Origin of the sequence: Streptomyces morookaense, assembly GCF_013030945.1 — a bacterium.
Classification (GTDB): Bacteria; Actinomycetota; Actinomycetes; order Streptomycetales; family Streptomycetaceae; genus Streptomyces; species Streptomyces morookaensis.
The window spans coordinates 84,077-98,430 of record NZ_JABBXF010000006.1 but is presented as its reverse complement, the minus strand read 5'-3'; the positions used below and the strand labels follow the sequence as shown (position 1 = coordinate 98,430).

Below are 14,354 nucleotides of genomic sequence, written 5' to 3'. Positions count from 1 at the left end.
CAGGATGGGGCCCGTCATCCACACCGCCTGTGGATAACCAGATTGGCTGACGGTGCCGACGGGCCTACCGTGGACCGGCGCCCCACGCCTGTCCCGGCCGCGCACCGGACCCCGTGACAACCGGAGTCGGGCGTGTCGATTGTCGGAGCCGTGCCGTAGGAATGAGGGGCACGGTGAGGTCCGCCCCGCGGACGGGAGGAGGTGGCAGGGTGAGCATTCACGAGCCCATGGACGACCCCTGGGCCGACAGCGGCCCCGGCGACCGGCTCCCGGTCTCCCGCCCCCGCCGTGGTGAGGGCAAGGGCGGCGGCCGCGGCGATCAGCACGAGCGCGGCGGCGAGGAGGGCGGCTGGTCGCAGGGCTTCGAGCGCGTCCCCCCGCAGGATCTCGACGCCGAGCAGTCCGTCCTCGGCGGCATGCTGCTGTCCAAGGACGCCATCGCCGACGTGGTCGAGGTCCTCAAGGGCCACGACTTCTACCGTCCGGCCCACGAGACGGTCTACCAGGCCATCCTCGACCTCTACGCCAAGGGCGAGCCCGCCGACCCGATCACCGTCGCCGCGGAGCTCACCAAGCGCGGCGAGATCAACCGCGTCGGCGGCGCGGCCTATCTGCACACCCTGGTGCAGTCCGTCCCCACCGCGGCCAACGCCGAGTACTACGCCGAGATCGTCCACGAGCGGGCCGTGCTGCGCCGCCTGGTCGAGGCCGGCACCCGCATCACCCAGATGGGATACGCGGCCGACGGCGACGTCGACGACATCGTCAACAACGCCCAGGCCGAGATCTACGCCGTCACCGAGCAGCGCACCAGCGAGGACTACCTCCCCCTCGGCGACATCATGGAAGGCGCGCTCGACGAGATCGAGGCCATCGGCTCGCGCAGCGGCCAGATGTCCGGCGTCCCCACCGGCTTCAGCGATCTGGACGCGCTCACCAACGGCCTCCACCCCGGCCAGATGATCGTCATCGCCGCCCGGCCGGCCATGGGCAAGTCCACCCTCGCGCTGGACTTCGCACGGGCCTGCTCGATCAAGCACGGCCTGCCCAGCGTGATCTTCTCCCTCGAAATGGGGCGCAACGAGATCGCGATGCGTCTGCTGTCCGCCGAGGCCCGGGTCGCCCTGCACCATATGCGCTCGGGCTCGATGACGGACGACGACTGGACGCGCCTGGCCCGCCGGATGCCGGACGTCTCGGCCGCCCCGCTCTTCATCGACGACTCCCCGAACCTGTCGATGATGGAGATCCGCGCCAAGTGCCGCCGCCTCAAGCAGCGCAGCGACCTCAAGCTCGTCATCATCGACTACCTCCAGCTGATGCAGTCCGGAGGCGCCCGCCGCCCCGAGAGCCGCCAGCAGGAGGTCTCGGACATGTCCCGTAACCTCAAGCTCCTCGCCAAGGAGCTCGAAGTCCCGGTGATCGCGCTGTCGCAGCTGAACCGTGGTCCCGAGCAGCGCACGGACAAGAAGCCGATGGTCTCCGACCTTCGTGAGTCGGGTTCGATCGAGCAGGACGCCGACATGGTCATCCTGCTCCACCGCGAGGACGCATACGAGAAGGAGTCGCCCCGCGCGGGCGAGGCGGACATCATCGTCGGCAAGCACCGTAACGGCCCCACGGCCACCATCACGGTGGCCTTCCAGGGCCACTACTCGCGCTTCGTGGACATGGCGCAGACCTGATCCGGCCCGAGCGAAACGGGCGTGCGGCGCAAATCGGGCCTCATTAGGGTGCGTTCATGAACGTCTCGCCTGCACACGCCGTGCCCGAAGAGTCCGCCGGCCTGCTCCCCGCCACCCGTCGTGCCCTGCTGCACCGGGTCGCCGTCGCCCAGACGAAGGGCCGTACCCCCTCCCTCGTGGGGGCGGTGGTGCGGGACGGGCGCACGGTGTGGTCGGCCGGGCGGGGCAGCGTGGCCGGGGCGGTGCCCGGTGCGGACACCCAGTACCGGATCGGCTCGATCACCAAGACCTTCGTGGCCGTTCTCGTGCTGCGGCTGCGCGACGAGGGTCTGCTGGGGCTCGACGACCGCCTCGGCAGCCACCTGGACACCCCCGAGGGCGGCGACGCGACCATCGCCCAGCTCCTGGCGCACACCTCCGGGCTCGCGGCGGAGACGCGGGGCCCATGGTGGGAGCGCACGGACGGTGCCCTGCGCCCCGAGCTCGCCGATGTCTTCGGCGCACGCCCCCGGGTCCACGCGCCGGGCCGCACCCATCACTACTCCAACCCCGGATACGCCCTTCTGGGCGCCCTGATCGAGCAGTTGCGCGGCGAGAGCTGGTACACGGTGCTGCGCCGCGAGGTGCTGGAGCCGCTCGGCATGTTCCGTACGACACCCGCCCCCGAGGCACCGCACGCCGAGGGCTGGGCCGTCCACCCCTGGGCCGATGTCCTGCTCCCCGAACCGCTCACCGACACCGGCCGGATGGCGCCCGCCGGCCAGCTCTGGTCGACGGCGGAGGACCTCGGCCGGTTCGCCGCGTTCCTGCTGGACGGCGACGAGCGGGTGCTGCGGAAGAGCTCCCTGGAGGAGATGCGGGTGCCGGAGACCGCGCCCCAGGGGCCGGACTGGGCAGGAGGCTACGGGCTCGGGATGCAACTGGCGCGCCGGGACGGCCGGTTCCTCTTCGGGCACACCGGGTCGATGCCGGGCTTCATCGCGACGCTGTGGGTGAGCGCGGAGGACGGCGTCGGCGCGGTCCTGCTCGCCAACCTCACCTCCGGCTTCGAAGTGGCCGCCGCCTGCGCGGAGATGGTGGCCACGGTCGCCGAGCACGAACCGCGGATCCCGGAGCCCTGGCGGCCCCTCGACGCGGCCGATCCGGCGCTGCTGGAGCTGACCGGGCCCTGGTACTGGGGCGCCACCGGCTTCGCCCTGCGGCTGGGCGCGGAACGCGGCCTGGACCTGTCGCCGCTGGGGAACGGGGGCCGCGCCGCGCGGTTCCGCGCCGAGGAGGACGGCACCTGGACAGGTCTCGACGGGTACTACGCGGGCGAGACGCTGCGGGTCGTGCGGGGCGCCGACGGGGCGGTGAGCCATCTCGACATCGGCACGTTCGTCCTCACCCGCGAGCCCTACGGGCCGGGTGACGTCGTGCCGGGCGGTGTGGACGCCGGCGGCTGGCGGTAGGGGTTGTCCGGCCGTCGGCGCGGGCCGGGGTTGCGGACGTAGGGTCGGGGAGAGATTGTCGTGCGCCGGACACGGCGCGAGACCCTGGAAGGCACTGGCAACCGTGACTGCGAACACCGCACCGGCCCTGCTCGACCTCGCGCCGCTGGGCGCCGGGCACTTCGCGCGCATCGAGGACAAGGTCGCGGCGCTGATGCGCACCCGCGAAACCGTCGTCACGATGCAGGGCGAGGCGCTGCTGCCGCTGGAGGCGTGCATCCGCTCGGCCGTACGACCCGGCAGCACCGCGCTCAACGTCGTCACCGGGCCGTACGGGGAGACCTTCGGCGGCTGGCTGCGGTCCTGCGGCGCCGAGGTGATCACCGTGTCGGCGCCGTTCAGCGGAGCGGTCTCCGCCGGGCAGATCGCGGAGGCGCTGCGCGCGCACCCCGGGATCGACTTCGTCTGCCTCGTCCACGCGGAGGCGGCCACGGGCAACACCAACCCCGTGGCGGAGATCGGCGCCGTCGTGCGGGAGCACGGTGCGCTGCTGATGCTGGACGCGGTCGCCTCCGTGGGCGCCGAGCCGCTGCTCACGGACGAGTGGGGCGTGGACCTCTGTGTCATCGGCGGGCAGAAGGCGATGGCGGGACCGGCGGGTGTGTCGGTGGCGTCGGTCAGCGCCCGCGCGTGGGAGCGGATCGCGGCCAATGAGCACGCGCCCCGGCGCTCGTACCTCTCCCTGCTGGACTGGAAGGAGCGCTGGATCGACGGCGGGCGCACGGCGCTGCCGCACGCCCCCGCCCAGCTGGAGATGCTCGCCCTGGAACAGGCCGTGGACCGGATCGGGACGGAGGGCCTGGACGCGGTCATGGCCCGGCACCGGGCGGCAGCGGCGGCCGTGCGCGCGGGCGTACGGGCCCTGGGCGGCGGCCTGGAGCCCTACGTGGTCCGGGACGAGGACGCGGCGCCCGTCGCCACCACGCTGCGGGCCACCGGCGGCACCGACGCCCGCGAGATCGTGGCCGCGGCCCTGGCGGCGGACGCCTCGGTCCCGGTGCAGGGGGCCGCGGGTGCGCTCGCCCCGGAGATGATCCGCGTCAACCACTACGGGACGGCCGCGGACCGGGACGTCGTCCTGGCCTCGCTCGCGGCACTCGGTACGGGCCTGCGGGCCGTGGGAGCGACGGTCGCCGGGGCGGACGAGGTCACGGCGGCGGCGGGCAAGGCCTGGGATGCCGCCGCGGCGCAGTGATCGCGGGCTGAACACGCCACAAAAAGCCAGTTTTCGGGCCGTCATCAGCGCTTTGTTCGCTGATGACGGCTTTTTTCGTTTCCTCTAATTTTTGGAGTTAAGTACCGGTATGGCGCTTCGGGTCCTCGCTCACACGCCTGGATACAATCGGAACCTCCACCCCGTTTCGTCGTCCGGCTCCCGGAGGTCCGTGCGCATGGCACAGCGCAGGAAGACGTCACCGCCTCCGGCGGCCGCTCCGCTGCTCCGGGCCGATGCCCGGCGCAATCGCGCGCTCGTCCTCCAGGCGGCCCGATCCGCCTTCGAGGAAGGCGGGTTGGCGGTGCCGCTGGGGGAGATCGCACGGCGGGCCGGGGTCGGTGCGGGGACCGTGTACCGCCATTTCCCGTCCAAGGACGCCCTGTTCAGGGCCACGGTGGCGGATCGGATACGGCTTTTCACGGACGCCGCAAGGGAGTTGGCCTCCGCGGACGACCCCGGAGTCGTCTTCTTCCGCTACCTGGCGGCCGTGGTGCGCCTGTCCGTGCGCAACAAGGGGCTGTGCGAGGCGCTGGAGGGCAGTTTCGAGCCCTCGCCTGGCGTCGAGGAGGACTTCCGGGCCGCCCTGGCCGTCCTGCTCGAACGGGCCCAACAGGCGGACGCCGTAAGGAAGGACGTCGACGTCGACGACGTGACGGCCCTGCTCATGGGGTGTCTGTCGATGGAGCAGCGCCGCGGCCCCGGCGTGGCACCGGGCAGGATGACGGCCCTGGCGTGCGACAGCCTCCGTCCGGGACGGCGTGTGACGAAACTGCCCGCAAAGCCTGCCGTGAGGCGTGACGAAACGGCGTGCGCGGTGTGCGGCCGCCCCGTCACGGCTGCGCGTACGGGGCGGCCCGCCCGGTACTGCGGCGGCGCCTGCCGTCAGAAGGCGCACCGGGAACGGGCCCGGGCCGCGGCGGAGGCGGCGTCAGAGGTGGTACTTGAACCCGAGGTGTGAGGCCTCGAAGCCCAGGCGCTCGTAGAAGCGGTGGGCGTCGACGCGGGTGGCGTCCGACGTCAGCTGCACCAGCGCGCACCCCTCCCGGCGGGACGTCCCGACCGCCCACTCGATCAGCCGGGTGCCCAGCCCGCTGCCGCGCTCGTCCGCGTGGACGCGGACGGCCTCGACGACGGAACGCGTCGCGCCGCGCCGGGAGAGCCCCGGTATGACGGTGAGCTGGAGGGTGCCGACCGTGCGGCCGTCGCGCTCGGCGACGACCAGGTGCTGGTGCGGGTCGCCGGCCAGGCGCTCGAAGGCCGCGCGGTAGGGGGCCAGGTCGCCGGGGGATTCGCGCTGCGCGCCGAGCGGGTCGTCGGCGAGGAGGGCCACGATGGCGGGGATGTCGTCGGCGGTCGCGTGCCGGATCACGATGTCGCTCATGATCCGGACCCTATGCGCGGGCGGCCGCCGGGACCATGCTCACTTCCGGGCCGGGGCGAGGGACTCCACGGCGGCGACCAGCGGTGCCAACTCCGCACGGGAGGAGGCCTCCTGGAGCGCCTCGCGCAGTGCGGTGTCGTTCGTGGGCCGGGCCTCCGCGAGGAGGGCGCGACCCGAGTCCGTGACGTCCGTGTAGATGCCGCGGCGGTCGGTGAGGCACAGGTAGCGGGTCAGCAGGCCGCGGTCCTCCAGGCGGTTGACCAGGCGCGTCGTGGCGCTCTGGCTGAGGACGACCGCGTCGGCCACCTCGTTCATGCGCAGGTGGCCGCCCTCGCCGTCGTGCTGGCGGCTGAGCACGTCCAGGACGGAGAACTCGCGCACGCTCAGCTCGTGGTGGGCCTGGAGGGCGCGCTCTATGTGCGCCTCGATCCGGCTGTGCAGGGCGGAGAGGGCGCACCAGCCCTGTGCCAGCCCGCCGAGAGCGGGGTCCGGGGTGCGGGACATGGGGCCCTCCTTCGGTCGTGCGCGCGGTGCCGTGCCCGTCAGGGACCAGGGTAAGCCCTCCGGGGCGATAGTCGGCGCTTGCGTTTAGCCCGCGTCTGCAATTATTGTGGACGCTGGAAAGAGGCGCTGGCAATGATGTGGTGCCTCCTGGTGCGCAGGCTGCGTTCCTCCGCTCCGTTCGCCCTGCTCGATCCGAAGGACCCACCTCATGCCTCTCGCCCTGCTGGCGCTCGCCATAGGCGCCTTCGGGATCGGCACGACCGAGTTCGTGACGTCCGGGCTGCTGCCCGAGGTCGCGGCGGACTTCGGCGTCTCGATCCCCACCGCCGGCTACCTCGTCACCGGCTACGCCCTCGGGGTGGTCGTCGGGGCGCCCGTCCTCGCCATCGTCGGCAGCCGGGTGCCGCGCAAGCGGATGCTGATGGCCCTGATGGCGTTGTTCATCGCGGGCAACGCGATCTCCGCAGCCGCGCCGGTCTTCGGGGTGATGCTCGCGGGCCGCATCGTCGCCTCGCTCGCGCACGGCGCGTTCTTCGGCATCGGCGCGATCGTCGCCGCCGGGCTCGTCCCGCCGCAGAAGAAGGCGGGCGCGATAGCGATGATGTTCACCGGTCTGACCGTCGCCAATGTGGTGGGCGTGCCGCTGGGCACGCTGGTCGGCCAGAACGCGGGCTGGCGGGTCACCTTCTTCGCCATCGCCGGGCTCGGCGTGCTCGCCGTCCTCGGCATAGCGGCCCTGGTGCCGGAGCAGGGGCGCCCCGAACGGACCAGGATCGGTGGGGAGTTGGCCGCGTTCCGCAACCCCCAGGTCCTGCTCGCCATGGCGATGACCGTGCTCGGCTTCGGCGGTGTCTTCACCATGAGCACCTACATCACGCCGATGATGACCGAGGTCACCGGCTACGCCCCTGCATCCGTCACCTGGCTGCTCGTGCTCTTCGGCCTGGGCCTGGTCGGGGGCAATCTCGTCGGCGGCCGGTATGCCGACCGCGCGCTGATGCCCATGCTCTGCACCGCTCTCGCGGGCCTCGCGATCGTGCTCGCCCTGCTGCCCCTGGCCGCGCACGACAAGATCGCGGCGGCGGTCGCGGTGCCGCTCGTCGGTGCCTTCGGCTTCGCGACCGTGCCCCCGCTGCAGAAGCGGGTGCTGGACCAGACCGCCGACGCACCCACCCTCGCCTCCGCGGTCAACATCGGTGCCTTCAACCTGGGCAATGCCATGGCGGCCTGGCTCGGCGGCCTGGTCATATCCGCCGGGTTCGGCTACACCGCGCCCAATGGGGTCGGTGCGCTGATGGCCGCTGCCGCGCTGGTCCTGGCGCTGGTGTCCGCGGCGCTGGAGCGGCGCGGCGGGCCGGCGGCGGGACTGCCGGGCGTGCCGGGCGGGCCGGAGGCCGCCGGGTCGCGGGTCGTGGCCGCGGGGGCGCCCGCCTCCGCCGCCGACACCGGCGCCTACGCTCGACGACCATGAGCAGACTGCACTTGTTCGATCTCGACGGCACGCTGATCCACGGCTCCGCGGCCGCGGTCGAGATCTCCCGGCAGCTCGGAGTGGAGCCCGGTATCGGCGAACTGGAGCGGGCGTTCGCGGCAGGCGGGCTGACACCGCCGGAGTTCGCCGCGCGGGCCGTCGAGCTGTGGAAGGAGCTCACCGAGGCACAGGTGGCCGCGGCGTTCGACGCGGCGCCGTGGATGGACGGCATCCGGGAGGTCTGGGCGGACATACGGGCGCGGGGCGAGCGGTGCGCGGTGATCTCGCTGTCGCCGTCGTTCTTCGTGGAGAAGCTGCTGGACTGGGGCGCGGACGCGGCCCGCGGTTCGCTCTGGCCGGCGGTGCCGTTCCGGGAGCCCGTGGATCCGTCGGGGATCCTCGACGCCGCCGCGAAGGTGCGGATCGCGGACGAGCTCTGCGTGCAGTACGGGCTGGGCCGCGCCGACTGTGTGGCATACGGGGACTCGATGTCGGATGCGAGCCTGTTCGCCGTCGTTCCGGTGTCGGTGGCGGTCAATGCGGATCACCATGTGCGGGACATCGCCACGCATGCGTACAGGGGGAGGGACTTGCGCGAGGCCTACGCGCTGGCAGGTGCCGCGCGCTGAGCGGGCGTGCCGCAGGGGCAGCCGTGCCGGAGGCAACGGTGGGTCTGCCCGACCGGTCAGCCTAGCCGCAACGTTCCTTCACGCGCCGGGAGTTGCGGCATATTCACCGCGACCGTGCCCCGGGGTGACATGCTGCGCGGACTGGTACCGCCCGAGGGATGTTCGAGGCGAGGCATAGATGGACGCTCCGGCCACTCAGTCGGCCCACGACTGCACCACGCGCACGGCGGGTGAATGGACTTGGTACGCGCCGGGGGACGGCGCGGAGGGCCGCCCTCGGGAACGTGACGACGGGGACGGCCCGGCCGCTCCGCCCGACGGCCGGGAGGCCGGGCAAGCGCCCGGCCGGGAGCATGAGCACCCGGCCGAGGCCTGCCCGGCCCCGTCGGACGCCGCCCGCCCGGAGCCGTTACGGCCCTCACCGTTACCCATGGCGGCCGCCGCCCCGCCGGCCGCCGGCTCCTCATCGTCCCCCTCCCCGGACGCGATCCTCGTACGGCGCACCCTGGCCGAGATCGAGCCCGTCGCCGACAAGGCCACGTCGTACTTCTACGCACTGCTCTTCGTCCGGTACCCCGGACTGCGCGAGCTCTTCCCGGCGGCGATGGACGTCCAGCGCGACCGCCTCTTCAAGGCGCTGCTGACCGCCGCCGAGCACGCGGACGACCCCAAGACCCTCACCGCGTACCTCTCCCGGCTCGGCCGCGGACATCGCAAGTACGGTACGCAGGCCGTTCATTACCCCGCCGTCGGCGAGTGTCTCATCGGTGCGCTCACCCGCTACGCGCCCGGCACCTGGAGCGAGGCGGCCGAGGCCGCATGGGTGCGGGTCTACACGGCGGTCTCCCAGATCATGATCGATGCGGCCGCCGAGGACGAGCAGCGGGCCCCGGCCTGGTGGCAGGCCGAGATCGTCTCCCACGAGCGCCGCACCCGCAGCGTCGCCGTGCTGACCCTCCGCCCGGACCAGCCCTACCCCTTTCTCGCGGGGCAGTACACGAGTGTGGAGACTCCCTGGTGGCCCCGGGTGTGGCGGCACTACTCCTTCTCCTCGGCGCCCCGCGAGGACGGCCTGCTGTCCTTCCACGTCAAGGCCGTTCCGGCCGGTTGGGTGTCCGGTGCCCTGGTCCACCGGGCCCGCCCCGGCGACGTCGTCCGCCTCGGCCCGCCGGCCGGTTCCATGACCGTGGACCACAGCACCGACGACGGCATGCTCTGCCTCGGCGGCGGCACCGGCATCGCCCCCATCGAGGCCCTGGTGGAGGACGTCGTCCGGCACGGCCGCCGCCGCCCGGTCGACGTCTTCTACGGCGCCCGGTACGACGACGATCTGTACGACATCGACACGCTGCTGCGTCTGCAGAAGGCGCACCGCTGGCTCTGCGTCCGCCCGGTGGTCTCGGACGGACCGACCCGTGGCCTGAGCGGTCAACTCCCCGCCGTCGTCAGGAAATACGGGCCGTGGCACGCCTGTGACGCGTTTCTGTCCGGGCCGCCGGAAATGATTCGCAGCAGTGTGGACACCCTGGTGGGCATCGGCATACCGTCCCACCGCATACGGCATGACGCACTGGACGAGCCGGCGATCCGCGGACGGTGAGGCGAAGTGGGCATCGGCGAGCAGCAGTTGCAGCAACGGCTGGGCACGGCCGTCCGCGCGGAGCGCTTCAACGGCGAACAGGTGCTGGACCGGCTCAACGCGCGGATGCGGGAGTTCGTGGCCCGGCAGGAGATGTTCTTCCTCGCCACCGCGGATGCCGGGGGTGCGTGCGACAACACCTTCCGTGCCGGACCGCCGGGTTTTCTGCATGTCCTGGACGAGCGCACGCTGGCCTACCCGGAGTACCGGGGCAACGGCGTCCTCGCGAGCCTGGGCAACATCGAGGAGAACCCCCGGGTCGCCATCCTGCTGATCGACTTCTTCCGCGACCGGATCGGCCTGCACGTCAACGGCCGGGCCCGGATCGTCGACGACGCCGTCCTGCGCGCCGCCCACCCGCGGCTCCCCGCCGACGGCGTGCCGGGCCGCAGGCCCGTGGTGTGGGTCGAGGTCACGGTCGAGGAGGCGTACGTGCACTGCGCCAAGCACATTCCGCAGCTCTGCAAGGCCTCCCGCGACTCGGGCGGGGACGGCCGCGCCTGGGGCACGGACGACGCGCGGCGCAAGGGCGGCGACTTCTTCGGCGCGGCGGTCGGCGGTCCCTGACCCATCGGACACGCCCTAGCCGAGGTCGGGCGCGAGCAGGGCCCGTACCCCCTCGATGTTCGCGTCGAGGTAGGCGCGCAGGGCGGGCGGCACCAGGCCCACGGAGGCGATGCCGGCGCGGGTGAAGGGGATGCGCACCACCTCGTACGTCCCGACCGGCTCGTCCACTTCGGGGCCGTGCCGCAGGGAGAGGTCCATCGAGGCCAGCCGGCAGACGAAGAAGTGCTGGACCTTCACGCCGTGTGCCGCATGGTGCAGGGAGTGGGAAACCGTGTCGACGAATGCCGGGACCACGTCCGTGACCTTGGCGCCGAGTTCCTCGGACACTTCGCGGTGGAGGGCGGCGACCACGGTGGCGTCCTCGGGCTCCACCCCGCCGCCGGGGGTGATCCAGTACGGGGCCTCCCCGGGCTTGGTCCGCTTGATCAGGAGCATTTCGAGGCTCCCGGAGGAGGGGTCCCCGTCGAGCAGGATGGCGCGGGCGGTGCGTTTGACCACGGGACGTTCGGTCATAGGGGACATCTGCCGCGCCGGACCCCCGGTGAAACCCCTTCCCGCGGGGAAACGGCAGCCTCACCAGGAGACGGCGGCGCGCAACAACCACTCGTGCGCCCTCGCCAGATGCGGGTGAGCCGGTGCACCGGTCCGGACGACCAGGAAGTATGTGCGCAGCGGCGGCACCGGCGGGTCGAGCAGGGCCACGAGTTCGCCGGTGTCGAGGGCGTCGCCGCACAGATAGCGCGGCAGTACGCCGATGCCGGCTCCGGCGGCGATGCAGGACAGCGCGGCGCGCAGGTCGGGGACGACGACCGTGGCGGTGGCGGCCGGCTTGCCGTCGAAGACGGCGGCCCAGTAGCGCGAGACGAACGGCAGGCTCTCGTGGACCTCGACGACAGGCAGGTCCTCCAGTGCGCGGGCGCCCTGGTCGCGGACGACGGCCGCGCCGCCGAGCCGGGCCGCCCAGCGCGGGGCCCCGACCAGGACGTGCTCCTCGTCGCACAGCGGGGTGGCGGTCAGCAGCCGGCCGCGCGGGCGCGCGGTGGTGACGGCGAGGTCGTGGTGGCCCGCGGCGAGCCCGTCGAAGAGCTCCTCGGCCGTGCCGTGCGCCGTGCGCAGGGTCAGCCCCTGCGCGACGAGCGGGGCGAGGGCGGGCAGCACCCGCAGGCCGGTGAACTCGGGGGGACCGGCCAGGTGGAGACTGCGGCCGGTCCAGTGCCCGTCGGGGCCCGGCTCGGTGATCGCCAGCAGCGCGTCCACGTGCGGGCCGATGCGGTGGGCGAGTTCGTCGCCGGTGGTGGTGGGGCGGACACCGCGGGCCTGCCGGAGGAAGAGGGGACGGCCGAGTTGCCGTTCCAGCGCCCGTATCTGGCTGGTGACCGCGGGCTGCGAGAGACCGAGCAGTGCTGCGGCCCGGGTGAACGAGCCGGCCCTGTGCACGGTGACGAAGGTGCGGAGAAGGGCCAGATCCATGGGTGCTCCCCGGCTCGCCGCTACAGATCGTGGGGGAACTATAAATAAGTCGATAGGTCTGTGTCGCCGGAGTGATTGGACACTGACGCAGAGTCAACTAGCCTGGATCGCACGGTTCTTCGTGCACAGGAACCGGGCGGCTCGAGCCAAGAGGGGGGAGGCTCGAGCCGCCGTCCGGTGTGCACCGCGGCGCTCAGTCCTCTTCGTCGGGCAGGATCATGTGCATCGCCCACGCCACGACCGAGACGATGACGCCGCCGACGAGGGCCGTCCAGAAGCCGCTCACGTGGAAGGCCAGATGCAGCTTTCCCGCCGCCCATGAGGTCAGCAGCAGCATCAACGCGTTGATCACCAGCGTGATCAGGCCCAGGGTGAGGATGAAGAGCGGGAAGGACAGCAGCTTCACGACCGGCTTGACGATGAAGTTCACCAGGCCGAAGACGAGCGCGACGAGGACCAGGGTGACCGCCTTGCGGGCGGTGTTCTCGCCGGACAGCGTGATCCCCTTGAGCAGCCAGATGGCCACTGCCAGGGCTGCCGCGTTGGCGATCGTCTTGACTACGAAGTTCTTCATGATGAGATCGTGGCAGACCGGCGGGCGGATGCGGAGGCCTGCGCCGGCACAGTGACCGGCACAGTGAGGGGTGGCGAGGATGAAGGCGTTCCGGCTCGACGAACTGGATGCGGAGCGGGCCGCGAACCAGGGGGCGTATCTGCAGTTCCTGCGCGAGAGGAACATGTCCGTCGGGCTGTACGCCCTGAATGCCGGTGACGCCGACCCGCAGGGGCCGCACGCCGAGGACGAGGTCTACGTGGTGGTGAGCGGCCGGGCCGCGATCACCGTGGGCACGGAGACGACCGAGGTGGCGCGCGGCAGCGTGGTGTACGTGCCGGCGGGCGTGCAGCACCGGTTCCACCACATCAGCGAGGACCTGCGGGTGCTGGTCGTCTTCTCGCCGCCGGAGAGCTGAGGCCGGGGCCCTTCCCTGAGACGGACGGCCCCGGAACCCCGGTGTCCCGTAGGGGTCCGCTCAGGGACGGACGGGGGCTGCGAGGCCTCCACCTGCCCGTGTGCCCGGCCTAGCATCGAAGTACCGAAGCAGGCCGGGTCCTCCCGGCCGGCGACACGACAGCGACGCGTGAAGACGCGTGGAGCGGGAAGCAGAGGACGACATGGCCGAGAAGGGGATATTCGCAGGACTGCCCTGGTGGGTGACGTGGATCGCCGTGCCGGTCCTGGTGCTCGTGGTGTTCGGCAGCCTGATCATGAGCGTGCTCGGCTTTGTCATCAGCCTGCTCTTCAAGGCGCTGCTGCTCGTCGCCCTCGTCGGCGGCCTCGTCTTCGTCGTCAAGAAGTTCACGTCGTCCTCGTCGTCCAAGGGCGATTGGTAGAGGGCGGTAACCCGGGCGAGGGACATCGCCCGGGAATACCGGCCTGTCTGAAATACCCCATTCTGATTAGCGTTCGGTGCCTTGTGACCGTCTCCATGGTTCCAACCCGTGTGCGGACGACAGCAGTACGCCCCTGCCCCCGCCCCCGGCCACCTGCCCCGACGTTCTCGCCCTCCAACCCGTGACCGGCCTGTTCACCGCCCCTGTGAACGCCGGTCACTTTGGCCGGTTCTCGGTTGTTCCGTGCCGCCGGATCCTGCGGAACGACTCCGCCCCGTAGTCGAGTCGCTACGCTCCAGAGTCGGAGAGCTCGTAAGCTCCCTCTCGGTCTCTATCGGTAACTGAAAAATCACTCCTTGTGATCCACGGGACGTTGTTGTCAGACTATGGCGTCATTAGAGGGCCATGAGGATCCAATCCCGGCCAAACCGACGAAGACGGGGCATTGGGCGATGCGCGACACAGTTCAGGCAGAAGTGATCATGACGTTCCTCGTCTCCGAGGAGCTGTCCTTCCGGATCCCGGTGGAGCTGGACTACGACAGCAGTGATCCGTACGCGGTGAAGTTCACCTTCCACCTCCCCGGCGACGCCCCAGTGACCTGGGCCTTCGCCCGGGAATTGCTGCTCGACGGGCTGAGCCAGCCCTCCGGCGAGGGCGATGTGCACATCGCCCCCGCCTCCGCCCAGCATCTGTCGGACGTCTTCATCCGGCTGCAAGTGGGCGGGGAGGGAGCCCTGTTCCGGGCGGGGGCGGCGCCGCTGGTGGCGTTCCTCGACCGAACCGACCGCATCGCACCGCTCGGCGAGGAGCGCTCCGTCGCGGACTTCGACCACGAGCTCGCCGCGGCGCTCGACAGCATCCTCGCCGGCAACCCTGAAGGGCAGAACGCCGGTTAGCGGCCTCCGGG

At 71.7% G+C, this 14,354-nt stretch carries 16 protein-coding genes; 11 read left to right on the top strand and 5 right to left on the bottom strand.

The genetic code is table 11. The annotated features are described in order from the left end of the window. Positions 1-209: 209 nt before the first annotated feature. The 4 genes from dnaB (at position 210) to HG542_RS03660 (ending at position 5,349) form a co-directional block, all read left to right on the top strand. Positions 210-1,685, top strand: a complete 1,476-nt coding sequence (dnaB, locus tag HG542_RS03675; RefSeq protein ID WP_171078549.1) for a replicative DNA helicase — start codon at positions 210-212, stop codon at positions 1,683-1,685. Positions 1,686-1,741: 56 nt separating this feature from the next. After that, the gene (locus HG542_RS03670) at positions 1,742-3,136 is read left to right on the top strand and encodes a serine hydrolase domain-containing protein (protein ID WP_171078548.1); all 1,395 of its coding nucleotides are present in this window, start codon (positions 1,742-1,744) and stop codon (positions 3,134-3,136) included. A gap of 103 nt (positions 3,137-3,239) precedes the next feature. After that, a complete protein-coding gene (locus HG542_RS03665) occupies positions 3,240-4,370 on the top strand; it encodes a pyridoxal-phosphate-dependent aminotransferase family protein (RefSeq protein WP_171078547.1) in 1,131 nt (376 codons plus the stop codon). 196 nt (positions 4,371-4,566) lie between these two features. Continuing rightward, complete coding sequence (locus HG542_RS03660; RefSeq protein WP_171078546.1) at positions 4,567-5,349, top strand: TetR/AcrR family transcriptional regulator; 783 nt, start codon at positions 4,567-4,569, stop codon at positions 5,347-5,349. Here HG542_RS03660 and HG542_RS03655 read toward each other — a convergent pair. Further along, the gene (locus tag HG542_RS03655; RefSeq protein WP_171078545.1) at positions 5,320-5,772 is read right to left on the bottom strand and encodes a GNAT family N-acetyltransferase; all 453 of its coding nucleotides are present in this window, start codon (positions 5,770-5,772) and stop codon (positions 5,320-5,322) included. The genes HG542_RS03660 and HG542_RS03655 overlap by 30 nt on opposite strands. Positions 5,773-5,811: 39 nt before the next feature. Continuing rightward, positions 5,812-6,276, bottom strand: a complete 465-nt coding sequence (locus tag HG542_RS03650; RefSeq protein ID WP_171078544.1) for a MarR family winged helix-turn-helix transcriptional regulator — start codon at positions 6,274-6,276, stop codon at positions 5,812-5,814. A gap of 208 nt (positions 6,277-6,484) precedes the next feature. Here HG542_RS03650 and HG542_RS03645 point away from each other — a divergent pair, with 208 nt between their 5' ends. From HG542_RS03645 to HG542_RS03630, 4 genes are all read left to right on the top strand, one after another. Further along, positions 6,485-7,747, top strand: a complete 1,263-nt coding sequence (locus tag HG542_RS03645) for an MFS transporter (protein ID WP_171078543.1) — start codon at positions 6,485-6,487, stop codon at positions 7,745-7,747. Continuing rightward, positions 7,744-8,376, top strand: a complete 633-nt coding sequence (locus HG542_RS03640) for an HAD family hydrolase (protein WP_171078542.1) — start codon at positions 7,744-7,746, stop codon at positions 8,374-8,376. The genes HG542_RS03645 and HG542_RS03640 overlap by 4 nt, the downstream gene beginning before the upstream one ends. A 178-nt stretch (positions 8,377-8,554) precedes the next feature. After that, positions 8,555-9,976, top strand: a complete 1,422-nt coding sequence (locus HG542_RS03635; protein ID WP_171078541.1) for a globin domain-containing protein — start codon at positions 8,555-8,557, stop codon at positions 9,974-9,976. Positions 9,977-9,982: 6 nt separating this feature from the next. Then, on the top strand, positions 9,983-10,582 hold the full coding sequence (locus HG542_RS03630; protein ID WP_227723378.1) for a pyridoxamine 5'-phosphate oxidase family protein: 600 nt from the start codon (positions 9,983-9,985) through the stop codon (positions 10,580-10,582). A gap of 15 nt (positions 10,583-10,597) precedes the next feature. On the opposite strand, the gene HG542_RS03625 is transcribed toward HG542_RS03630, so the two are convergent. The 3 genes from HG542_RS03625 to HG542_RS03615 all read right to left on the bottom strand — a co-directional run bounded on the left by HG542_RS03625 (position 10,598) and on the right by HG542_RS03615 (position 12,626). Further along, positions 10,598-11,095, bottom strand: a complete 498-nt coding sequence (locus tag HG542_RS03625) for an NUDIX hydrolase (protein ID WP_171078540.1) — start codon at positions 11,093-11,095, stop codon at positions 10,598-10,600. A 60-nt stretch (positions 11,096-11,155) separates the two neighbouring features. Continuing rightward, a complete protein-coding gene (locus tag HG542_RS03620; protein ID WP_171078539.1) occupies positions 11,156-12,052 on the bottom strand; it encodes a LysR family transcriptional regulator in 897 nt (298 codons plus the stop codon). A gap of 193 nt (positions 12,053-12,245) precedes the next feature. After that, complete coding sequence (locus HG542_RS03615) at positions 12,246-12,626, bottom strand: phage holin family protein (protein WP_171078538.1); 381 nt, start codon at positions 12,624-12,626, stop codon at positions 12,246-12,248. A gap of 79 nt (positions 12,627-12,705) precedes the next feature. On the opposite strand from HG542_RS03615, the gene HG542_RS03610 reads away from it, so the two are divergent. The 3 genes from HG542_RS03610 (at position 12,706) to HG542_RS03600 (ending at position 14,343) form a co-directional block, all read left to right on the top strand. Next, positions 12,706-13,023, top strand: a complete 318-nt coding sequence (locus HG542_RS03610; RefSeq protein WP_171078537.1) for a cupin domain-containing protein — start codon at positions 12,706-12,708, stop codon at positions 13,021-13,023. 202 nt (positions 13,024-13,225) lie between these two features. Further along, positions 13,226-13,444: a DUF5326 family protein gene (locus HG542_RS03605; protein WP_171078711.1), complete on the top strand. Its 219-nt coding sequence runs from the start codon at positions 13,226-13,228 to the stop codon at positions 13,442-13,444. A gap of 452 nt (positions 13,445-13,896) precedes the next feature. Continuing rightward, positions 13,897-14,343: an SsgA family sporulation/cell division regulator gene (locus HG542_RS03600; RefSeq protein WP_171078536.1), complete on the top strand. Its 447-nt coding sequence runs from the start codon at positions 13,897-13,899 to the stop codon at positions 14,341-14,343. Positions 14,344-14,354 lie beyond the last annotated feature (11 nt).